Source organism: Streptomyces sp. NPDC104202, assembly GCF_055584185.1.
Genome location: NZ_JBVJMN010000012.1, coordinates 80,076 through 101,143 on the forward strand (window position 1 = coordinate 80,076; position 21,068 = coordinate 101,143).

General features: G+C 74.9%; 19 protein-coding genes. 5 read left to right on the forward strand and 14 right to left on the reverse strand.

All coding sequences use genetic code 11. The features are described 5' to 3' along the window. The first annotated feature begins 215 nt into the window (after positions 1–215). From ACZ60W_RS11285 to ACZ60W_RS11295, 3 genes are read left to right on the forward strand one after another with little or no spacing between them, the layout of a single operon-like run. Positions 216–896, forward strand: coding sequence for a DedA family protein (locus tag ACZ60W_RS11285; protein WP_469755091.1), 681 nt, complete (start codon positions 216–218; stop codon positions 894–896). A gap of 53 nt (positions 897–949) precedes the next feature. After that, the gene (locus ACZ60W_RS11290) at positions 950–2,116 is read left to right on the forward strand and encodes a sensor histidine kinase (protein ID WP_469755092.1); all 1,167 of its coding nucleotides are present in this window, start codon (positions 950–952) and stop codon (positions 2,114–2,116) included. Continuing rightward, complete coding sequence (locus tag ACZ60W_RS11295; protein WP_469755093.1) at positions 2,107–2,751, forward strand: response regulator transcription factor; 645 nt, start codon at positions 2,107–2,109, stop codon at positions 2,749–2,751. Before ACZ60W_RS11290 ends, ACZ60W_RS11295 begins: the two co-directional genes overlap by 10 nt. Positions 2,752–2,785: 34 nt before the next feature. Here ACZ60W_RS11295 and ACZ60W_RS11300 read toward each other — a convergent pair whose 3' ends face one another. Next, positions 2,786–3,862, reverse strand: coding sequence for a CaiB/BaiF CoA transferase family protein (locus tag ACZ60W_RS11300; protein WP_469755094.1), 1,077 nt, complete (start codon positions 3,860–3,862; stop codon positions 2,786–2,788). Positions 3,863–4,025: 163 nt separating this feature from the next. On the opposite strand from ACZ60W_RS11300, the gene ACZ60W_RS11305 reads away from it, so the two are divergent. Continuing rightward, positions 4,026–4,442 (forward strand): organic hydroperoxide resistance protein, encoded by a 417-nt coding sequence (locus ACZ60W_RS11305; protein ID WP_469755095.1) that lies wholly within the window; start codon positions 4,026–4,028, stop codon positions 4,440–4,442. 114 nt (positions 4,443–4,556) lie between these two features. Here ACZ60W_RS11305 and hemL read toward each other — a convergent pair whose 3' ends face one another. The 13 genes from hemL to ACZ60W_RS11370 all read right to left on the reverse strand — a co-directional run bounded on the left by hemL (position 4,557) and on the right by ACZ60W_RS11370 (position 18,959). Then, complete coding sequence (gene hemL / locus ACZ60W_RS11310) at positions 4,557–5,858, reverse strand: glutamate-1-semialdehyde 2,1-aminomutase (RefSeq protein ID WP_469755096.1); 1,302 nt, start codon at positions 5,856–5,858, stop codon at positions 4,557–4,559. Continuing rightward, positions 5,855–7,906, reverse strand: coding sequence for an acetate--CoA ligase family protein (locus ACZ60W_RS11315; RefSeq protein ID WP_469755097.1), 2,052 nt, complete (start codon positions 7,904–7,906; stop codon positions 5,855–5,857). Before ACZ60W_RS11315 ends, hemL begins: the two co-directional genes overlap by 4 nt. After that, positions 7,903–9,267 carry a glutamyl-tRNA reductase gene (gene hemA / locus ACZ60W_RS11320; RefSeq protein ID WP_469755098.1) on the reverse strand — a complete coding sequence of 455 codons (1,365 nt, stop codon included), beginning with the start codon at positions 9,265–9,267 and terminating at the stop codon, positions 7,903–7,905. The genes ACZ60W_RS11315 and hemA overlap by 4 nt, the downstream gene beginning before the upstream one ends. Before the next feature lie 4 nt (positions 9,268–9,271). Next, the gene (gene hemB, locus ACZ60W_RS11325; protein ID WP_469755099.1) at positions 9,272–10,291 is read right to left on the reverse strand and encodes a porphobilinogen synthase; all 1,020 of its coding nucleotides are present in this window, start codon (positions 10,289–10,291) and stop codon (positions 9,272–9,274) included. 85 nt (positions 10,292–10,376) lie between these two features. After that, the gene (locus ACZ60W_RS11330) at positions 10,377–11,177 is read right to left on the reverse strand and encodes an aspartate/glutamate racemase family protein (protein ID WP_017237779.1); all 801 of its coding nucleotides are present in this window, start codon (positions 11,175–11,177) and stop codon (positions 10,377–10,379) included. Continuing rightward, positions 11,146–12,396: an FAD-dependent oxidoreductase gene (locus ACZ60W_RS11335; protein WP_469755100.1), complete on the reverse strand. Its 1,251-nt coding sequence runs from the start codon at positions 12,394–12,396 to the stop codon at positions 11,146–11,148. The genes ACZ60W_RS11330 and ACZ60W_RS11335 overlap by 32 nt, the downstream gene beginning before the upstream one ends. Next, positions 12,393–13,163, reverse strand: a complete 771-nt coding sequence (locus tag ACZ60W_RS11340; protein WP_469755101.1) for a maleate cis-trans isomerase family protein — start codon at positions 13,161–13,163, stop codon at positions 12,393–12,395. Before ACZ60W_RS11340 ends, ACZ60W_RS11335 begins: the two co-directional genes overlap by 4 nt. Positions 13,164–13,410: 247 nt before the next feature. Next, on the reverse strand, positions 13,411–13,830 hold the full coding sequence (locus ACZ60W_RS11345; RefSeq protein WP_469755102.1) for a tautomerase family protein: 420 nt from the start codon (positions 13,828–13,830) through the stop codon (positions 13,411–13,413). A 60-nt stretch (positions 13,831–13,890) separates the two neighbouring features. Next, positions 13,891–14,418 carry a LuxR C-terminal-related transcriptional regulator gene (locus ACZ60W_RS11350; protein ID WP_469755103.1) on the reverse strand — a complete coding sequence of 176 codons (528 nt, stop codon included), beginning with the start codon at positions 14,416–14,418 and terminating at the stop codon, positions 13,891–13,893. A gap of 283 nt (positions 14,419–14,701) precedes the next feature. After that, positions 14,702–15,625, reverse strand: coding sequence for a DMT family transporter (locus tag ACZ60W_RS11355; protein WP_469755104.1), 924 nt, complete (start codon positions 15,623–15,625; stop codon positions 14,702–14,704). 168 nt (positions 15,626–15,793) lie between these two features. Continuing rightward, positions 15,794–16,762, reverse strand: coding sequence for a LysR family transcriptional regulator (locus tag ACZ60W_RS11360; protein ID WP_469755105.1), 969 nt, complete (start codon positions 16,760–16,762; stop codon positions 15,794–15,796). Continuing rightward, entirely contained in the window at positions 16,759–17,676 is a 918-nt protein-coding gene (locus tag ACZ60W_RS11365; RefSeq protein ID WP_469755106.1) for a TIGR03619 family F420-dependent LLM class oxidoreductase, read from the reverse strand. The genes ACZ60W_RS11360 and ACZ60W_RS11365 overlap by 4 nt, the downstream gene beginning before the upstream one ends. Further along, positions 17,673–18,959 carry an MFS transporter gene (locus ACZ60W_RS11370; RefSeq protein ID WP_469755107.1) on the reverse strand — a complete coding sequence of 429 codons (1,287 nt, stop codon included), beginning with the start codon at positions 18,957–18,959 and terminating at the stop codon, positions 17,673–17,675. Before ACZ60W_RS11370 ends, ACZ60W_RS11365 begins: the two co-directional genes overlap by 4 nt. 194 nt (positions 18,960–19,153) lie before the next feature. Between ACZ60W_RS11370 and ACZ60W_RS11375 the strand changes: the two genes are divergently transcribed. After that, positions 19,154–20,806: a glutamate--tRNA ligase gene (locus ACZ60W_RS11375; RefSeq protein ID WP_469755108.1), complete on the forward strand. Its 1,653-nt coding sequence runs from the start codon at positions 19,154–19,156 to the stop codon at positions 20,804–20,806. Positions 20,807–21,068: the final 262 nt, after the last annotated feature.

The window sequence follows — 21,068 nt, forward strand, 5'->3', positions numbered from 1 at the left end:
GGGCCCGGTATCCGGTCGTTCCTGGTCATGGCTCCCCCTCGGCGCTGGTCCCGGTTCCCGGCCGACCCTAGGGGGTGTGTCCGGGGAGGCGCCCGCGGTTTTCCGCGGGGTGGCCGGAGGGGAAGCCGCGTACCGGCGGGGAGCCGGGATTCCTAGCGTCGGGAGTGCCGGGACGAGGGGTCCCGGCCCACCGTCCGCGCCGTCTGGAGGCCACCGTGCCGATCGCCCCGCTCCTCGCCCCCGCGTCCCCCGCCCTGACCGGGCAGCCCGCCGACGGCTTCGCCGGGTGGGCCGCCGGGCTCGTCGACACGATGGGCGGGCCGGGGGCCGGCCTCGCCATCGCGCTGGAGAACCTCTTCCCGCCGCTGCCCAGCGAGGTGATCCTGCCGCTCACCGGCTTCGCCGCCGGGCAGGGCGTGCTCAGCCTCGCGTCGGCGCTGCTGTGGACGACGCTCGGTTCGGTGGTGGGCGCGGTGGCGCTGTACCGGATCGGGGCGCTCTTCGGCCGGCAGCGGATGCACGCCCTGTGGGCACGGCTGCCGGTGGTGAAGGTCGCGGACCTGGAGCGGACCGAGCGGTGGTTCGCGCGCCACGGCACCAAGGCGGTGTTCCTCGGCCGGATGGTGCCGATCTTCCGCAGCCTGATCTCCGTCCCGGCCGGCGTCGAGCGGATGCCGATGCCCGTCTTCCTCATGCTGACGACGCTCGGCAGCCTCGTCTGGAACAGCGTGCTGGTGCTGGCCGGCTACTGGCTCGGGGACGGGTGGGACGTGGTCGAGGGGTACGTGGGCGTGGTGTCGAAGGCCGTCCTGGCGGCGGTCGTCGTGGCGCTGTGCGCCTTCCTCGCGGTACGGCTCCGGGGCCGCGGCCGCGCCCGGCACCGCCGCGCCTCGTGACGACCGCGGACCGACCGGCGGACCGTTCCGGGCACGGCCTAAGCTCGGGAGCCGTGGGGGATGACGAACGGGCCGGTGCGCGGGCCCACTTGAGGGTCGCGGGCGTCGTCCTGGGCTGCCCGAGCGCACTGTTCGACGCGGTGTACCTCCTGGTCGTCGGCGCCGCGCTCGGGCCTTTCCTGCTGTGGCCGCGGACCCGCCCGGACGCCCTGGCGATCCTGCTCGCGGGGGCCCGGCGGCCCGCGGCCCTGGAGCGGCGGCGCCGGACGTTCTTCTTCGGCGACCGGTTCCCGGAGCCGTACGAGGTGCCCGGTCCGCGGCTGCTGCGCTATCTGGCGGTCCGCGGCTGGACGGGGCTGGTGTGCGGGACCGTCCTGGCGCTCCTCGGCTTCGGCGGCGTCCTCGCCGTGCTGCTGGCCCGGGGCGCGGCCCGCGGGACGCTCGGCTGGCAGGAGCTGCTCACGCAGCTGCTGCTCGGCGGCGTCCTGCTCTTCCTGGACGTGCAGGGGCTGTACGCGCTGGCCGCGCTCGACGCCCGCCTCGCGCGGGAGTGCTTCGGGCCGTCCGAGCGCGAGCTGCTGCGGCGCCGCGTCGAGGAGCTGGCCGTCAGCCGGGCCGCGGTGGTGCGGGCCGTGGACGGCGAGCGCCGGCGCATCGAGCGCGATCTCCACGACGGCGTCCAGCAGCGGCTCGTGGCCCTGGCGATGCTGCTCGGCCGGGCCCGCCGGGGCCGGGAACGCGGGCAGGACGCCGAGCGGCTGGACGCGCTGCTGCGGCAGGCGCACGAGGAGGCCCGGGACGTCCTGGCCGAGGTGCGGGAGGTGGCCTGGCGGGTGTACCCGTCGGCGCTCGACTCCCTGGGGCTCCGGGAGGCGCTGGACGGGGTGGCGCGGCGCTGCTCCCTGCCGCTGCGCGTGCGGTGCGAGGTGGGCGACGAGCCGCTGCCCCGGCCGGTGGAGACGGCGGCCTACTTCGTGGTCTCCGAGGCCGTCACGAACGCCGCGAAGCACTCCTCGGCCTCGGCCGTGGAGGTCCGGGTGGCGCGGGAGGGCGCCCTCCTGACCGTGCGCGTCGAGGACGACGGCACGGGCGGCGCGGACCCGGCCGGCGGCGGGCTGACCGGGCTGCGCGGCCGGGTCGCCGCGCTCGACGGCGTCCTGCGCGTCGACAGCCCCCTCGGGGGACCCACCACTCTCGTCGCGGAGCTGCCGTGCGCCTGATCCTCGCCGAGGACTCGACCCTGCTGCGGGAGGGGCTGGTCCGGCTGCTCGCGGAGGAGGGCCACGAGGTCCTCCTGGCCCTGGGCGACGCGCGGACGCTGGTCGCCGAGGCGGAGGCGCGGCGGCCGGACGTCGTGGTCGCCGACATCCGGATGCCGCCGACCCACACCGACGAGGGGCTGCGGGCGGCGGTGGAGATCCGCGAGCGGCTCCCGGGGACGGGGGTGCTCGTCCTGTCGCAGTACGTCGAGCGGAGCTACGCGGCCCGGCTGCTCGCGCCCGGCGCGGAGCGCGTCGGCTATCTCCTGAAGGACCGGGTGGCCCAGGTCGACGAGTTCCTCGACGCGCTCGACCGGATCCACGAGGGCGGCGCGGCGATCGACCCGGAGGTCGTCCGGCAGCTGGTGGTCCGGGGCGACCGGGACGATCCGCTGGCCCGGCTCACCCCGCGCGAGCGCGAGGTCCTGGAGGTGCTGGCCCAGGGGTACACGAACGCGGCGATCGGGCGGCGGCTGCACCTCTCCCTCAGCACGGTGGAGAAGTACCTCAACTCCGTCTTCGAGAAGCTGGAGCTGGCCAGGACCGACGGCCACAGCCGCCGGATCCTGGCCGTGCTGCGCTGTCTGGAGGGGTGAGCGGCCGGGCGCCGCCCCGGAGCGGCGGTGCGGCTCAGCCGGCCCACTCGGCGAGGACCTGCGCCGTGTGCTCGCCGGGGAGCGGGGCGCGTCCGGGGAGGCCGGCGGGGGTGGCGCCGAAGCGGGAGGCGGGGGCGGGCTGGAGGGTGCCGCCGACGTCGACGAAGGCGCCGCGGGCGGCGAGCTGGTGATGTCCGGCCGCCTCGGCGGCGGTGAGGACGGGGGCCACCCCGGCGTCGACGGCGTCGAAGAGCTTGGCCCAGTGCTCGCGGTCACGGCTCTCGAAGCGGGCGGCGAGCCGGGCGCGCAGCGCGGGCCAGGCGGCCGGGTCGGCGCGGTCGGGGAGGTCCGCGGCGCCGGCGAGGCCCAGCTGGTCCAGGAGGTTGTCGTAGAGCCGCGGTTCGATGGCGGCCACCGCCAGGTACCCGCCGTCGGCGGCGCGGTAGAGGGAGTAGTGCGGGGCGTCGGTGACGGTGTGGTTGCCGGGCACCGCACGCCACTGGTGGACGAGGGTGGCGATGAGGGCGGCGCCGTCGGCGAGTGCGGTGTCGACGACCTGGCCGCGGCCGGTGCGCTCGCGTGCGTGGAGGGCGGCGAGCAGCCCGTGCACGTGGGCGTTGGCGCCGCCGGCGAAGCTGGAGAGGTACGCGGTGGGCGGCGGCACCGGGGCGCCGGTCTCCGGGTCGGTGTCCAGGGCGCCGGTCAGGGCGAGGACCGCCAGGTCGTGGGCGGCGCGCCCGGACCACTCCCCCTGCTGTCCCCAGCCGCTGATCCGTCCGTAGACCAGGCGGGGGTTGCGGGCGAGGGCCGCCTCCGGGCCGATGCCGAGGCGGTCGGCGACGCCGGGGCGGAACCCTTCGACGAGGATGTCGGCGTGCTCGGCGAGGGAGAGGGCGTGCTCCACGCCCTCGGGGCTCTTCAGGTCGAGGGCGACCGAACGGCGGCCGCGGGACAGGGGGTTCTCGGGCGCGCGCTCGCCGTCGGGGGCCGCGGGCGCCCGGTCGACGCGGACGACGTCGGCGCCGAGGTCGGCCAGGACGGTGCCGACGAACGCGGTGGGCGCCGAGCCCGCGCATTCCAGTACCCGTACTCCGGTCAGCGGTCCCGCCATGGCCAACTCCCTTGCGTGTGACGGTCGGTGATGTTCTCCACGGTAATTCGGCGCGTGGCGTCGGGAACTGCGGAATTCCGTAGCGCCCGCCCTTGGGGGCCGTTCGAGACTGACGGGAAAGCCGGGGGAATTCCCCCTTCTCCGATTCGGAAAGGCAGGACACATGTCCGTCGTCTACACCGCCGAGGTCGCCTCCACCGGAGACGGGCGCAACGGCGCCGTGCGCTCCTCCGACGGGCTCCTCGACCTTCCGCTGTCGAGCCCCAAGGCCGTGGGGGGCGCCGGCACCGCCACCAACCCCGAGCAGCTCTTCGCCGCCGGGTACGCCGCCTGCTTCCACAGCGCGCTGCGGGTCTCCGCGCGCGAGTCGAGGACCGCGCTCGCGGACGACACGGTCACCGCGGAGGTGGCCCTGCACAAGGAGGAGGACGGGTTCCGCCTGTCGGTGGTCCTCACCGTCGAACTGCCGGGAATCGACGCCGCCGAGGCGCGGAGGCTCGCGGACGCCGCGCACGGGCGGTGCCCGTACTCCAAGGCGATCCGCGGGAATGTCGAGGTCCGGGTGAACCTCGCCGCGTGAATCCGGCGTCCGCGGCTCCGGGGCGTGGAATGCGTCGCGCGGTCCGGTGAAAGGGGAAAGCCCCCGTGGTGGCCACCACGGGGGCTTTCCCTTTCCCCTTTCCGTTCCTCCTCGTCAGGGCTTCGCCGCCGCGGCGGCGGCGGCCGCGGCGGGGAGCGCCTCGACGACCCGGGCGAGGGCGCGGTCGTCGTGCGAGGCGGAGACGAACCACGCCTCGAAGGGCGAGGGCGGCAGATAGACGCCGCGGCGCAGGAGTGCGTGGAAGAAGGGCGTGTAGCGGTAGGACTCGGTGGCGCGGACGCCGTCGAAGTCGACCACCTCGTCCTCGGTGAAGAAGACCGAGAACATGGTCCCGGAGTACTGGAGCCGGTGGGCCACGCCCTCCTTGGCGAGGGCGGCGGAGACCTCGCGGCCGATGGTGTCGGAGACGTGGTCGAGCCGCTCGTACACCTCGGGGGTGGTGTGCCGGAGGGTGGCGAGTCCGGCGGCGGTGGCGACCGGGTTCCCGGAGAGGGTGCCCGCCTGGTAGACGGGGCCGGCCGGGGCGAGGTGGGCCATGACGTCCGCGCGGCCGCCGAAGGCCGCCGCGGGGAAGCCGCCGCCCATGACCTTGCCGAAGGTCAGCAGGTCGGGGGCGACGCCGTCCCGGCCGTACCAGCCGGAGCGGCTGGCCCGGAAGCCGGTCATCACCTCGTCGGAGATGAAGAGCGCGCCGTGGCGGGCGGTGATCTCCTTGAGGCCGGCGTTGAAGCCGGGCAGCGGCGGGACGGCGCCCATGTTGCCGGGGGCGGCCTCCGTGATGACGGCGGCGATCTCGCCGCCGATCTCGGCGAAGACCTTCTCGACCGCGGCCAGGTCGTTGTAGGGCAGGACGACGGTGTCGCTCGCCTGGGCGCCGGTGACGCCCGGGGTGTCGGGGAGCGCGAAGGTGGCGAGGCCGGAGCCGGCCGAGGCGAGCAGCGCGTCGACGTGGCCGTGGTAGCAGCCGGCGAACTTCACGATCTTGCCGCGGCCGGTGAAGCCGCGCGCCAGGCGGATCGCGGACATCGTGGCCTCGGTGCCGGAGCTGACGAGGCGGACCTGTTCGACGGGGCCGACGCGGCCGACGATCTCCTCGGCGAGCTCGACCTCGCCGGTGGACGGCGCCCCGAAGGAGGTGCCGTGCTCCAGGGCCCGGGTGACCGCCTCGACGACGGCCGGGTGGCGGTGGCCGAGGATCATCGGACCCCAGGAGCAGATGAGGTCGACGTACTCGTTGCCGTCGCTGTCGGTGAGGTACGGGCCCTGGGCCGAGGCCATGAAGGGCGGGGTGCCGCCGACGGCCCCGAAGGCGCGGACGGGCGAGTTGACCCCGCCGGGCGTGACCTTGCGGGCCCGCTCGAAGAGCGCCGTGCTGTTGGTGTCCGCGCGGCTCATCGGCCCGCCTCCTGAGCGTCGAAGCCGATCGCCGCGTCGAGGACGACGACGCCTTCCGGGAGGACCCGGACCGGGTTGAGGTCGAGCGCGAAGCCGGCCGGCCAGTCCTGGACGAGTGCGCCGACCTTGTGCAGCAGCTCCGCCGCGGCCGCCACGTCCACGGCGCCCGCGCCCCGGGCGCCGTGGAGGACCTTCGCGCCGCGCAGTCCGGCGAGGAGTTCGGCGCCTTGTCCGGGGGCGAGCGGCAGCAGCCGGTGGCCGACGTCGTCGAGGACCTCGGTGAGGATGCCGCCGAGACCGGCGGTGAGGACCGGGCCGAGGTCGGTGGTGTGGACGCCGACGATCAGCTCGACGCCTTCGCCGACGTGTTCCTCGACGAGGACCCGGCCGCCGAGCGCGGCGAGCCGGGCGAACGCCCCGGGCGCCGCCTCGGGGGTGACGCCGATCTCGACGCCGCCCGCCTCGGTCTTGTGGAGCAGGCCGGGGACGACGGCCTTGAGCACCGCCGTGCCGCCGACCTCGGTCACGGCGCGGGCCGCGTCCTCGGCGTCCTCGGCGACGCGGCCCCGGGGGACGGCGATGCCGGCCTCGGCGAGGAGCCGCTTGAGCGCGGGCTCGTCGGCGTCGGCGCCGGGTCCGGGGACGGTCCCGGGGCGCGGCGCGTCAGGGAGCGTACGGGGTCGGCTGACCTCCCAGAGGGCGGCGGCGGCGCGCAGGGCGCGGGCCGGCGTGGGGTACTCGGGGAGCCCGGCCTCGCGCAGGTCGCGGGGGGCGTCGGGGGCGAGGAAGTCGGCGCCGGTGCGGGCGACGAGGATGGGCTTTCCGCCCTTCTCGGCGGCCCGGGAGAGGGCGTTGACGGCCTTCTCCACGTCGGGGCCGGCCATCACGCAGAAGGCGGCGACGATGATGTCGACGGTGTCGTCGGCGATCAGGACGTCGAGGGAGCGGTCGAAGAGCGAGGGGTCGCTGAGGACCGTGGCGGTGATGTCGACGGGGTTGTCGATCGCCCCGAAGGCCGGGACTATCTCGGCCAGCGCCTCCTTGCTGCGCGGCTCCAGGGCGCTGAGCTCCAGGCCGTGCGCCTCGACGGCGTCGGCGGCGAGGATGCCGGAGCCGCCCGAGGTGGTGACGACGGCGACGCGGTTGCCCGCGGGCCGCCGCTCGGACTCGAAGGCCCGGGCGACGTCGAGGAGTTCGTCGATGTCGTCGACGCGGACGATGCCGAGGCCGCGCAGGGCGGCGTCCAGGACGCGGTCGTCGGTGGCGAGGGCGCCGGTGTGCGAGGCGGCGGCCCGGCCGCCCGCCTCCGTGCGGCCCGACTTGAGGAGGGCGACGGGCTTGCCGGAGGCGGCGAGTTCGCGCAGGGTCCCGATGTCCGGCGTGTCCTCCAGGTAGCCGAGGAGGCCCGTGACGTCGGGGACGGCGGCGAGTTCCCGGAGGACCTCCAGGGCGGTGACGTCGGCGTCGTTGCCGGTGCTGACCACCCAGCCGGGGCGCAGGCCCCGCTCCAGGGCGAGGCTGGCCGCGCCGAAGCCGAGGGCGCCGCTCTGGCTGACGAAGGCGAGGGTGCCGGGCTCGAAGGGCACGGACTCGGCGCCGAAGAGGGGGCTGAAGGTGGCGAGGACGCGGTTCTCGTAGCCGACGGCGCCGATGCAGTTGGGTCCGATGATCCTGAGCCCGCCGGCGCGGGCCTTGGCGACGACCTCGGCCTGGAGGCGGGCGCCCTCCTCGCCGGTCTCGGCGAAGCCCGACGAGGCGATCACGGCGAGCTTGACGCCGGCGGCCACGCAGTCGTCGACGGCGCCGGGGACCCGCTCGGCGGAGACCATGATCAGCGCCAGGTCGACGGGGCCGGGGGCGTCCTTGACGCTGGGGTACGCGGGGACGCCGAGGACCTCGGGCGAGCGCGGGTTGACCGGCAGGACGCGGCCCTTGTAGCCGTAGCGGAGGAGGTAGTCGAGCGGCTTGCGGCCCAGGGCGCCGGGGCGCTCGCTGGCGCCGATGACCGCGATGGATTCGGCTTCCCAGAGGGCCGAGATGTCACTCATGCGATGGCCTCGATCTTCTTCTCGTTCGTGTCGTTCGCGTCGTGCGGGTGGTGCGCGGGGTCACCGCCGTCGCCGTGGGACTCCGCGGCGGCGAAGAGGCGCGTGAAGGCGGCGATGTGGCGGGCTCCGTCCGGATCGGCTGCCAGTTCCCTGACCAGGACGGTCGGCTGGTGCAGCGCCTTGTCGACGATCCGCCGGACGCTGCGGCCGATCTCCTGGCGGGCCGCGCCGTCGAGGCCCTCCAGCCGGCGTGCGAGCCGGTCGAGTTCGGCGTCCGCGGCCTCGGTGGCGGCGGTGCGGAGGGCGGTGAGGACGGGTTTGGCCCCGGCGAGCCGCAGACCGGTGCGGAACTGCTCGACCTCGGCGTCGATCAGTGCGTGCGCGGCCTGCACGCTGGCCGTGGAGATCTCGTCCTCCTGGCCCTCCTCCGCGATCCGGCGCAGGTCGACGAAGGTGACGCCGGGCAGCCCGGCCGCGGTGGGGGCGATGTTGTGCGGGAGCGACAGGTCGAGCAGGAACAGCTCGCGGCCGTCCCGGGCGGCGAGCGCCTCCTCGATCTGCCGGGCGGTGACGAGGTGGCCCGTGGCGGCGGTGGCGCCGACCACCACGTCGACCTCGGTGAGCAGCCGGGGGATGTCCTCCAGGCCGTATCCCGTGCCGCCGGTGGTGTCGGCGAGGCGCTGCGCCTTGTCGGGGGTGCGGTTGGCGACGTGCACCCGGTCGAGGCCGGAGCGGCGCAGGGCGGCGACGACGACCCCGGCAAAGGCCCCGGCGCCGATGACGAGGGCGGTCTTGCCGTGGAGCGAGCCGACCTGACGCTCGAAGAAGGCGAGTCCGGCGGTGGCGAGGGAGCGGCCTGCTTCGTTGAGCCCGGTCTCGTTGCGGGCGCGCTTGCCGACCCGCAGGGCGGTCTGGACGGCCTTGGCGAGGACCCGGCCGGTCCGGTCGAGCCGCTGGGACCGCTCGAGGCCGAGCTTCACCTGGCCGAGGATCTGGTCCTCGCCGACGACGACGGACTCCAGCCCGGAGGCGACGGCGAAGAGGTGGCGGACCGCGCCGTCGGCGTGGTGGCTGTAGAGGTGGGGGGCGATCTCCTCGTGGTCGACCCCGGTGTGCTGGGCGAACAGCTCGCCCAGGTCGCCCAGTTCGCCGAGGTCGGAGGGGACGCCACGGGTCTCCGCGTAGATCTCCAGGCGGTTGCAGGTGGAGACGACGACGGCGGCGTCGATGCCGTCGACGGAGGTCACGTCGGAGACGAGGTCCTCGGCGGGCCGGTCGGTGCCGGCGAGTCTCTCCAGGAGGTCGAGCGGGGCGCTGGCGTGGCTGATGCCGAGGACCAGCATGGTGGCGGACGAGGTCACCGGGTCACCGGTCCAGGCTCTGGGCGAACTCGGAGGCCCAGTAGGTGATGATCTGCGTGGCGCCGGCCCGGTGGATGGAGGCGAGGGACTCGCGGACGACCTGGTCGCGGTCGATCCAGCCCTTGGCGGCGGCCGCCTCGACCATGGAGTACTCGCCGGAGACCTGGTAGGCGGCGACGGGGACCTGCACGTGGTCGGCGATGAGCCGGACGATGTCGAGGTAGGCGAGCGCGGGCTTCACCATGACGAGGTCGGCGCCCTCGGCGACGTCGAGGGAGACCTCGAGGAGGGACTCGCGGATGTTGCCGGGGAACTGCTGGTAGCCCTTGCGGTCGCCGCGCAGGGTGGACTCGACGGCGTCCCGGAAGGGTCCGTAGAAGTGCGAGGCGTACTTGGCGGAGTAGCCGAGGATGGCGACGGACTGGTGTCCGGCCTGGTCGAGGGCCTCGCGGATACGGCGGACCTGGCCGTCCATCATGCCGCTGGGGGCGACGATCTGGGCGCCGGCGTCGGCCTGGACGACGGCGGCGCGGGCGTACAGCTCGATGCTGGCGTCGTTGTCGACGTCGCCGTGGGCGTCGAGGACGCCGGTGTGGCCGTGGTCGGTGTACTCGTCGAGGTTGATGTCGCCGATGACGACGGTGGAGTCGCCGACCTCGGCGGTGACGTCGCGCAGGGCGACCTGGAGGATGCCGTCGGGGTCGACGGCGCCGGTGCCGGTGGGGTCCTTGTGCTCGGGGATGCCGAAGAGGATGAGGCCGCCGACGCCGTTGGCGACCGCTTCGGCGGCGGCCTTGCGGAGGGTGTCACGGGTGTGCTGGAAGACGCCCGGCATGGAGGGGATCTCCCGCGGCTCGGTGAGGCCCTCGCGGAGGAACAGGGGCTGGACGAGGTTGGCGGGGCCGACCCGGGTCTCGGCGGCGAAGCGGCGCAGCGCGGGGGTGCGGCGCAGCCGGCGGGGGCGGTAGTAGGGGGCGGCGGGGTCGGTGGCCGCGGTGTTGCGGCCGTAGGCGTCGTACGTCATGAGCGGGGCTCCTTCGAGGGGGTGGCGGCGTGCGGGCGCGCGTGCGGATGCGGGTGCGGGTCTCGGTGCGGGGACACGGCATCTCCTAGAGGGCCTCGCCGAGGAACACCTGCTCCAGGTGCTTGGCGACGGGCTCCTCGGGGCGGCTGAACCAGTAGCCGTGGCCGCTGCGCTGGAAGAGCTTCAGTTCGCCGAGCTGGACGAGGGTCTCGGCGAGCTTGACGGCGAGGCCGGCGGGGTCGATGACGGGCAGGCCGTGGAGTTCGTGGATGCCGAGGTGCCAGAGGATCTCGTTGGGGATGCCCTCGGCGGGGATGATGACCTCGGCGCCGGCGCGGGCGGCCCGCTCGGCGGCGGCCGAGTACACCTCGACGAACTCGTCGAAGTCGCCTTCGAGGGACCGGTGGACGGAGTCCCAGCCGCCGGGGACGACCTCGTAGGAGCTGAGCGAGGACTCCAGGCGGTAGTGGCGGATGTTGGCCCGGATGGGCTCCTCCAGCGGCGGCATGAAGCCGAGGACGCCGAAGCGCTGTCCGGTGAGCGCCGAGAGGAAGAAGGCGGTCTCGCCGTAGCCGAGGGTGGGGATGGAGGCGAGGTGGCGGGCGTCGCGGAGGCCGGGGTCCTGTCCGGCGGCGATCACCCAGGCGTCGTAGCCCTCCCGCTCCGCGACGAGCGCGGACTCGGAGAAGTGGCGGCTGAAGAGGACCTGGGCCGAGTGGTGGCCGACCAGGCCGAAGGGAGTGCGGTCGGGATAGGTGTCGGCGGGGAGGGTCTTGATGTCGACGGTGGTGCCGGGTGCGGCGATGGCGTCGAGGTGTTCCCGGTACCACTGGTCGAGCAGCGGGAGCCGTCCCTCAACGGTGTGCTTGTGAAACCAGATCCGCATGTGCGTCACCTTTCAGGGGTCGTGGTGCGACGTCGAGAAGTGAGGCCTTGAGCAGGTAGTCGGTGGCCGAGCGGGGGTCGGCGGCGGTACGCCGCAGGGCGGCGATCCGGGCGGGGAGGCCGCCGGGGTCGTCGAGTCCGGCGGTGCGTGCCTCGCTGCGCGGGATGACCGCGGACTCGACGACGTGGCGCCGGCGGTCCAGGGCCTCGTCGAGGAGCGTCGCGGCGGCGGTGTCGCCGCGCACGACGGCGGCGAGCGCCCGGCCGGTCTCCACCGCGTCGTGCAGTCCGCAGTTCATGTTCATGCCGCCGGCGGTGGAGGTGAGGTGGGCGGCGTCGCCGGCGAACAGCACCCGGCCGGCCCGGTAGCGGGGCAGCAGGAACCGCGCGAGCCGGTAGGTGTGCGCGTCGGTGACGCGCACGGACCGGCCGGCGGCGCCCGGCAGCGCCCGGGCGACGCGGGCCCGTACGGCGTCGGGGGCGAGCACCTCGTCGCGGTCGACGCCGCGCGGGACGCGGAAGATGAGCCGCCAGTGGTCGGGCATCCCGAGGACGCTGAAGGAGGCCCGCGGGTCGCGGACGTAGGCCAACGGCGCGAGTCCGGGGACCAGTTCGTCGAGCGGGGTGTCGGTGACCACGCGCAGCGCGTAGTCCGGGTACACCTCGGCCGTGCCGGGGAGCCCGGCGAGCTCCCGCAGCCGGCTGCGGCTGCCGTCGGCCGCGAGGACGTACGGGTGGCGGGTGCGGGTGACGCGTCCGGCCGCGTCCGCCGCGGTCAGCCGCACGCCGTCGCCGGTCTCCTCGGCGCCGGTGACCGACGTCCCGAACCGCAGCTCGGCGAGGCCGGTCGCGGCGAGTTCGGCGAGCAGCAGCGGGGTGAGCCGGGCCTGTTCGACGTGGAGCCGGTAGGGGTGGCCGGTGTGTCCGGCGAGCAGGGCGTAGTCCAGTTCGGCGTGGACGCCGCCGTCCAGGTCGCGCCACTGGAGGCGGTCGACGGTGCGGCCCTGGCGGCGCAGGGCTGGGGCGACGCCGAGTTCGTCGAGGAGGTCGAGGGTGGCGGGGTGGAAGGTGGAGGCGCGGGACGCGGTGGCCAGCTCCTCGCGTGCCTCGAAGAGGGTGACGGCCACCCCGGACCGGGCCAGGACGAGCGCGGCGGCCAGGCCCACCGGCCCGGCGCCGACGACGGCGACCGGCGGGAGGGTTCCGGGGCCGCCGCTCACGGCGTCGCCAGGGCGGCCCGGCCCGCGCCGGAGCCGGTCCGCTCGGCCAGCCGGCGCAGCAGCGGGTGGGCGTCCGGGCCCTGTGCCGGGAGGCCGAGGGTGTCCCGGGCCCACCAGGCGCTCGCCAGGTTGGAGGTGAGGAGGGTGTGTCCGCCGTCCCGGCCGAGGGCGGCCAGCGCGTCGAAGGTGAACATGCCGGTGCCGGTGAACAGCAGCGCCGCGTCCTCGGGGAGTTCGGCCTCCCGGACCTGGGCGACGAGTTCGTCGGTGGTCACGTCGTACGGGGAGAAGCGGGCGCCGGCGCGGATCTTGACGACCCGGTCGACGGTGAGGCCGGCGGCCTCCCAGTACGCCCGGGAGAGCTCGGTGAGCCAGGGCTCGTAGGGCGAGACGAGGACCAGCCGTTCGGCGCCGACGGCCCGCGCGGTGTCGAGGATGGCCAGGGCGGCGGACCGTACGGGTGCTCCCGCCCGCGCGGAGAGCTCCTCGCACAGGGCGCGGTCGCCGGCGGGGGTGAGGAGGTAGTGCGAGCCGGTGCAGGAGACGACGGCCGCGTCGAGGCGCAGTCCGCCGAAATTCCCCAGCACGCCGGGGAGCACGTCGTTGTACTTCTCCAGGCGGCCGCGCAGGTCCTTTCCCGGAAGGACCGGGAATCGCGAGGTGTACACGTTGAGTGCGGGGCTGACGAGGCCGGCGATCTCGGGTTCGGCGGCGGCGTTTCCCGAGGGAACCACCACACCGAGTCGCGGCGCCGAATGCAGGGCCATGAGGGTGTGTCTCCTCTCCGTCGTTGTCGATGACACGACCGTACGGCCGGATCCAGCCGTCGTTCGATACGGGATTCCGCACCCGCGCATCGGCCCCGGAAATGCGAAGGGCGCCGCATCCTGAAAGGGATGCGGCGCCGGACGCCGAGCTCCGGAAAAGCCGACGCGCAATCGACGGCGATATTCCGTGGGATATCCGCTGGGAATGCGGCGGCGAAGAGGCGGTGCGGGGCGGGCGACCGGGGGGTCAGTGCGCCCGGGCGGCCTCGGCGACGAACGCGTCGATCGTCGCTCGGCGGGTCAGACCGCCGTTCACCGCCCAGTTCCCCTCGGGGACCTCGTGGACGACGAGCCAGACGACGGTGTCGGGTCCGGTGGCCTCCCGCACCTGGCGGGTGACCTCGACGGAGAGGGCCTCGTTGCGCTCGGGGGTGAGGAAGCCCTCCAGCGGGGTGAGGACGACCAGGACGCCCGGCGGCGTGCCGGCTCCGGTGGTCGCGAGGCCCTTGGCGGCCTCCCGGACGTAGACCCAGGTGGCGGCGGCGAAGAACTCCGTGCGGGGCAGTTCCATGGCCGCCAGCACGGAGTCGGCGACCTGCTGCTGCAGGACCGCGGCGGCGGCTTCGGACAGGGTGCCCTCGGGAACGGTCAGCTCGACCAGCGGCATGGTGACTCCCAACGTGTGAGCGGGTGCGGGTGCGGTGCGGCCGCGGGCGCGGCGGCGGGATCAGCAGGCCAGCGCGGCTTCGAACCGGTCGATGGCAGCGGCCAGTTGGGCGCGCCGGCGGATGTCGAGCTTGCGGTAGATGCGGGTGATGTGCAGCTCCACGGCCCGGGTCGACACCGTGAAGGACTCCGCGATCTGCTTGTTGGTCAGGCCGTCGAGCATCATCGTGGCGATGCGGCGCTCGTGGGCGGTCAGCTCCTCACGGGCGCGTGACGACGAGAGCGGTGCGACGGGCGCCGGGACGCCCCCGCGTATTCGCTCGTGGGTCCCGGCGCCGCCGGTGGAGCGCTCCAGGCCGGCGAGCACGACGTGCCCCATGACCGCGTTCCATTCCCGGACCCTGAGTTCACCGATCACCTGCGCCTGCGCGTACGGGTCGGCGTACAGGACCCGTAAGAGCGTGCGGCGGTCCGGTGCCTCGCAGACGAGGAATTCGCCGGTGCCGTCCCGCCAGGGTCCGCCACCGAGCAGGATGCCGCGCGCGGCCATCCTTTTCCAGTAGGCCCGGTGCGCCTCTCCGAAACTCAACCGGTCCGCCTCATTGCCACGGAAAACGATTTCGACCACAAAAGCCACGTGCGACTCCCCCATAAAGGCCGTGTGTTTCCGCATCCGACGCTACCACCCGCCACCGGCCCGATGAATGAACACAATGTTGCGGCTGACGGGACCGTATCGAGGGGGTTCGGGGCATGCGGAGAACCGGGGTGCGGGGGATTCCGGAAGGCCCTGGGGTACACAGGGAATGGCGTCCGCCCGGCCGCCGGAAAACGGCCGGGTATCGCCTTGCGCTGCCGAATTCGGCCGGTTGTCAATCGGCCGCCGCGGCGGTGGGCACGGGGGCGGGCGCGGGAGCGGGGGCCGGCCGCGGCTTGCGCCGGAGCAGGCCCGTGGCGGCGAGCACGGCCACCGCACCGGCCCACACCGTCCAGCCGAGCGGCTCGCTCAGCACGACGGCGCCCAGGACCACGGCCACCGCGGTCATCAGATAGGTCACCGTGGAGGCGACCGTGGGCCCGTCCTTGATGATCAGCTCGAAGTTGAGGAGCGCCGCGAGGCCGGTGCAGACCACGCCGAGGACGAGGACCGAGACGACCGAGTCGGTGCGCCAGGTGATGCTCTGGAGGCCGAGGAAGGGGAACGCGACCAGGAGCAGCACGGTGGCCGCGCCGAGCTGTCCGCCGGCCAGCATCAGCGGCGGAATGCCCCTGCCCACCAGGAACCTGCCCATGTAGGCGAAGCTGGCGCCGAAGCTGATCGAGCCGAGGACGAAGCAGAGGATGCTCCAGCCGGTGCCGGCCGAGGCCGAGTTCCACGGGGAGGCGATGAGCGCGGTGCCGCCGAGGCCGAGGAGTACGCCGCCGGCCTTGAGGCCGGAGACCTTCTTCTCCTGGCCGAGCAGCAGGGCCGCCGCCAGGGTCCAGATCGGCGCGCTGCCGTTGACGACGGCGGCGACGCTGCTGGAGCCGTCGATCTCGCCCTCGGCGTACAGCGTCCAGGGCACCGCGTTGCCGAGCAGCGCGGCCACGGCCAGATGGCCCCAGACGGCCTTCTCCCGGGGCAGCCGGAGGCCCTTGGCGTAGCCGATGGCGAGGATGACGACGGCGCCGAGCGCGAGCCGGATGAGGACCATCTGCACGGGCGAGAAGCCGTACCCGGCGATCTTGATCCACAGGAAGACCGAGCCCCAGATCAGGCTCAGCGCGGCCAGCCGCGTGTACGTGGCTTTGGACATGGGTGTTTCCCGCTCTACGAGAAGAGAAGTGAGGGAGGAGGCGAAGGGGGACGCGCGCCCGGCGGTCCGCGGTACGGGAACGAGCCTCGCACCGGCGGCCGGGAGGGTCCAGCAACGGCTGGTGGACGGTACCGTCCACCAGCCGTGGCGAATCGGGGAAGGCGCCGCTCAGCCGGCGACGGCCGCCCTGGCGACCGTGCGGAGCGCGTCCAGGACGGCGGCGATCTCCGGGGAGTTCTGGCTCCCCTCGCGCACGGCCGCGAAGACCGTGCGCGAGGGGGCCTGCTCGCTGAACGCGCGGATCGTCACCTCGGGCCGCGGCGCCGGCTTGGCGAGACGCGGGACGAGGGCGACCCCGAGGCCGAGCCGCACCGCCGCGAGGGTGGCGTCCCAGTCGCCGATGGCGTGGGACGCCTGCGGGGTGAACCCGGCCGCCGTACACGCGGCGACGCCGATGTCGTGACACATGCCGGTGGTGGCGAAGATCCAGGTCTCGTCGGCGAGGTCGGCGAGCCGCAGGCTCGGGCCGTCGAGCAGCCGGTGCCCCGCCGGCAGGGCGATGTCGAAGGGGTCGGCACAGAGCGCGACCCGGTGGAACCGGCCGTCGAGCCGGCCGTCGTCGCCCGCGGGTCCCGGACTGCTCGTGGTGTCCGCGGAGATGACGACGTCGGTCTCCCCTCGGTGCAGCAGCGAGAAGCTCTCCGGCGGATCGACCTCGGCGAGCGAGGTCCGCAGCAGCGGCCGGGTCTCCCGGAGCCGCGCCACGGCGGGCAGGATGAGCGCCGACAGGGTCGTGGAGAAGCCCGCCACCGCCACCTCGCCGCGCTCGCCGCCCCGGTGGGCGGCGAGTTCCGCGCGCATCTGCTCGACCTGGGCGAAGACGGCGTCGGCGTGCCGGAGCACGATCCGTGCCGCGCCCGTGAGCCGCAGGCGGCGGCCGGACGGTTCGGTGAGCGGGACGCCCAGCTCCCTTCCCAGGGCGCTGATCTGCTGAGAGACGGCCTGCGGGGTGAGGTGGAGCGCCTGGGCGGCCGCGCTGACGGTGCCGCGCTCGCTGAGCTCCCTCAGCACGCGCAGCTTCCGCAGGTCCGGATCGCCCACGTCCCGCACCCCCTCCCGATCCCGCCGCTCGGTCATCGTACGCAGCCGGCGTCCACGTCGATGACCTCCTTGACCAGGGTCTCCAGCACGTCCAGGTCCCGCGCCGTGCGGCCGGCCTCGCGGCGGTCGCCCGGGTAGGTGGGATCGAGGACGACGGCCGTGGCACCGATGTCCTGGAGCAGTCCGAGGTCGTCGGCGATCTGCCCCGGGGTGCCCTCGCCGAGGAGCCGGCCGGGGCCCAGCGGCCGTGCGGTGACGCGGAGTTTGATGCGGGGCGCGACGGCGGGGACAGGGAGCTCCTGCTCCTCGGCGACCTGGCGCAGCGTGGGCAGTCCGACGCCGAGGAGCCAGTCGCCGGAGACGGACGTGGGGTGCCAGGCGTCGCCGAGCCGGACGGCCCGGCGCAGCGCTCCGTAGCTGTGTCCGCCGACCCAGACCGGGGGGCCGGGACGCTGCACGGGCAGCGGCCCGGTGTGCACCTCGCGGAAGGAGACGTGGGCGCCGTCGAAGGAGGCGACCTCGTGCGCCCAGCACGCCTTGATGGCGGCGAGGTACTCGTCGCTGATCGCCCCGCGCTTGCGGTAGGGCACGTCGAGGACGGCGAACTCCCGGGCGGCCCAGCCCGCCGCCGCGCCGAAGACGAGCCGGCCGTTGCTGAACCGGTCGATGTTGGCGGCGACCCGGGCGGTGTGCACGGGGTGGCGGTACGGCAGGATCGTCACGGTGGTGCCGAGACCGACGGTCCTGGTGACCCCGGCGAGCCAGGCGAGGGTCGCGAAGGGGTCGTAGAACGGGGCGGGGAAGAGGTGCTGCACGTCGGGGGTGAGGGCCACGTGGTCGGAGACCATGGCGTAGTGGTAGCCCATCGACTCGACCCGCAGCGCCCAGTCGGCGAGCGCGTCGGGGGTGGCCTCGGGCCCGTAGTTGGGCAGATTGACGCCGAACTTCATGGCGCGTTCCTTTCCAGGGGCTCGGCCGCGGTCGCGGCTCCGTCCCCGTCGGCGTGGTCCGTGGTGCGGTCGGCGCGCGGGGGGCCGGCTCCGGGGGCGCCGGCGCCGTCCGGAGGGGACGGTGCGCGCCGGGCGACCGCGCGGGCCACGGTGAGGTGGAGGAGGACTCCCGCGCACGCGACCCCGGCCGCGGGGAGCGGGAGCCAGCGGGCGTCGAGCCCGTGGGCGAGGGCGAGGCCGCCGAGCGCGGAGCCGGCGGCGCCGCCGAGGTAGGTGGCGGAGCTGTTGAGGCCGACGGCCGCGGCGCCCGCGGCGCTCCCGGCGGCGTCCTGGGCGAGCAGCCGGTGCTGCTGCGGCACGACGAACGCCCAGCCGACGGCGCCCCACAGGACCAGCGGCAGCAGGACCAGGCCGGGGACGGTGCCGGCCGCCGGGATCAGGGCCAGCGCGCCGCCGAGGGTGCCGAGCAGGGTGACGGCGAGGAGGGCGGGCCTTCCGGTGCGGTCGACGAGCGTCCCGGCGAGCAGGCTGCCGCAGACGCCGCCGAGGCCCCAGGCCCACAGGTAGGGGACGGCGTCGTGCACGTCGGCGACGCGGCGCAGGACCGGCTCCAGGTAGGTGTAGAGGCCGAGGCTGGCGACGGTCTGGGTGAAGGTGACGGCGACGACCACGGCGACCCGGGGCCGGGCGAGGGCGCCGAGCCGGGCCCGCAGCGAGGGCGCCGCGGCACCCTCGACCGAGGGGAGGGCCGTCGCGACGCCGAGCAGGGCGACCAGGCCGAGGCCGGTGACCAGCCAGAGGGCCGTGCGCCAGCCGGAGCCGGCCGCGACGAGCAGGCCGAGCGGGACGCCGAGGACGGTGCCCGCGCTCATCCCGCCGAGGACCAGCCCGAGGGCGCGGCCGCGGCGCTCGGGCGGGACGAGGGCGACGGCGGCGGTGGCCGCCGCCGGGGTGAAGAGTCCGGCTCCGGCGCCCGCGAGCGCCCGGGTGCCCAGGAGCTCGGCGTACGAACCGGCCAGCGCGCTCCCGGCGTTGGCGACGACGAAGACGACGAGGGCGGTCACGAGGAGCGCGCGGGTGCCCCGGCGGGCGAGCACGGCCGAGAAGAGCGGGGCGGCCAGCGCGTAACAGAGGGTGAAGGCGGTGACCGTCTGGCCCGCCAGGGAGACCGGGACGTCCAGCTCGTCGCCGATGGCGGGGAGCAGTCCGGCCATCGCGTAGGCGTCGGTCCCGACGGCGAAGGAGCCCAGCGCCAGCAGGGCCACGGCGCGCGTGCCGCCCATCACACCCCCTTGTCGTGCGTCCCCGTACGTCGTACGGAGCGGTCCTCGGGACGCTACTGACGGTGCGGGGCGCACGCAGCCCACAACGCGGAAGAGGGTTCGGAGTTCCGCAGCCTCCCGTCGCCGGTCCGCCGGAATCGGCCGGTCACCGGCCTACGGTGGATCTCTCCAGGAACCCCAGGAGGGAGTCCACCGTGCTCGACCTGTCCGTCATCAACGCGATGTTCCCGCCCGACCTTCCGGAACCGGCCGACTGGGAGCGGCGGTTCCGGCCGCGCGACCTGCCGGACGGCGCGGAGGTGACGCGCTTCGCCCCGAGCCCCACCGGACATCTGCACATCGGCGGCCTGTACACGGCGGCCGTGGCCCGGGCGCTGGCCCACCAGTCGGGCGGTGTGCACGTGCTGCGCGTCGAGGACACAGACCGCGCGCGCCACGTGGCCGGGGCGGCGGAGGAGTTCTCCCGGCTGCTCGGCGCCTTCGGTCTCGCGCCCGACGAGGGCGGCGTCGCCGGGGACGGGGAGTGGGGGCCGTACCTCCAGTCGGAGCGCCGCGACGTCTACCTGTCGCACGTGCGGGAGCTGCTGCGCCGCGACCGGGCCTATCCGTGCTTCTGCGGCAGGGAGCTGCTGGCCCGCAGCGGCGAGGAGCAGCGGGCCGGCCGGTCGCCGCTGGGCTACTACGGCCGCTGGGCGCCGTGCCGGACGCTCGCCCCCGCCGAGGCGGCGGGCCGGATCGCGGCCGGTGAGCCGTACGTGGTGCGGTTCCGCTGCCCGTACGAGTTCCCCGGCCGGGTGCGGTTCACGGACCGGATCCGTGCCTCCGTGACGATGCAGGACAACGGCAACGACATCGTGCTGCTGAAATCCTCGCAGGACGAACTGCCGCTGCCGACCTATCACTTCGCGCACGTGGTGGACGACCGACTGATGCGGGTGACGCTCGTGGTGCGCGGCGAGGAGTGGCTGTCCTCGACCCCGGTCCACCTCCAGCTGCACGCCGCGCTCGGCTTCGAGCCGCCCGCGTACGCGCACCTCGCCCCGCTGATGAAGGCCGAGGGCACCTCACGCCGCAAGCTCAGCAAGCGCAAGGACCCCGAGGCGTCGGTGGACTACTACCTGTCCGCGGGGTACCCGCCGGCCGCCGTCCAGCACTATCTGCGCGGTCTGGCCAACGCCCGGCTGATGGACGTGCCCACGGTCCGGGCGCTCGGCGCGACCGTCCGGCTGGACGGCATGCGTCCCTCGGGCCCGCTGCTCGACCTGCCCAGACTGCACTCGCTGAGCCGGGAGTTCATCGCCTCCCTGACGCCGGAGGAGGTGTACGCGCAGCTGCTGGCCTGGGCGCGGGAGTACGACCCGGAGCTCGCGGCCGTCCTCGTCCGCGAGGAGCCGCTGGCCCTGGCGGCGCTGGCGACGGGCCGCCCGGCGGGGGCGCCGGCCCGGAAGGACCTGGAACGCTGGTCGTGCTTCCGCGACAAGTACGGCTTCTTCTTCGCCGGCCTCTTCGGCGCCGCCCCGGCCGCCGGGGACGACCGGTACGGCGGTCTCGCCCCGGGACCGGTGCGGGCGATCGCCGCCGACTTCGCGGCCTTCGCCGCCGGCCCCGAGGTGCCCCCGGAGGTCTGGTACGCGGAGCTGGGGGCGCTCGCGGCGCGGCACGGCTTCGCCCCGGACACGGCGTCCTGGCGGCGGGAGCCGGAGCGCTGGGCGGGGCCGCCGCGGGTGGTGGCCAACGTGGTCCGGGTCGCCCTGACGGGGGCCGTCCGCAGCCCCGACCTGTTCGCGGTGGCCCGGGCCCTGGGCCGCGACGAGGTCGTGCGCCGCCTCACCGCCGTGGCGGGGTGAGGGAGCCCTCCCCTCGGCGTGGGCGGCCGAGGCCGGGGGCAGGGTGAGGACGGCGGCCCGCACGCGGGGTGGCGGCGTCCTCAGTGCGGTCGGGGGCGGGTCGAGGCGCCCGGTGGGGATGCCAGGGGCGGACAGGGGACGGTCCTCAAGATCACCGGGCGCCTTCCGACGCTAACCGCCGGAACCTCGGCGCCCCGGTACGACACACGGCGCGCGGCGCGGCGGCGGAGCCGCTCACCACTTCGGCGGAGCGCACGCGCGA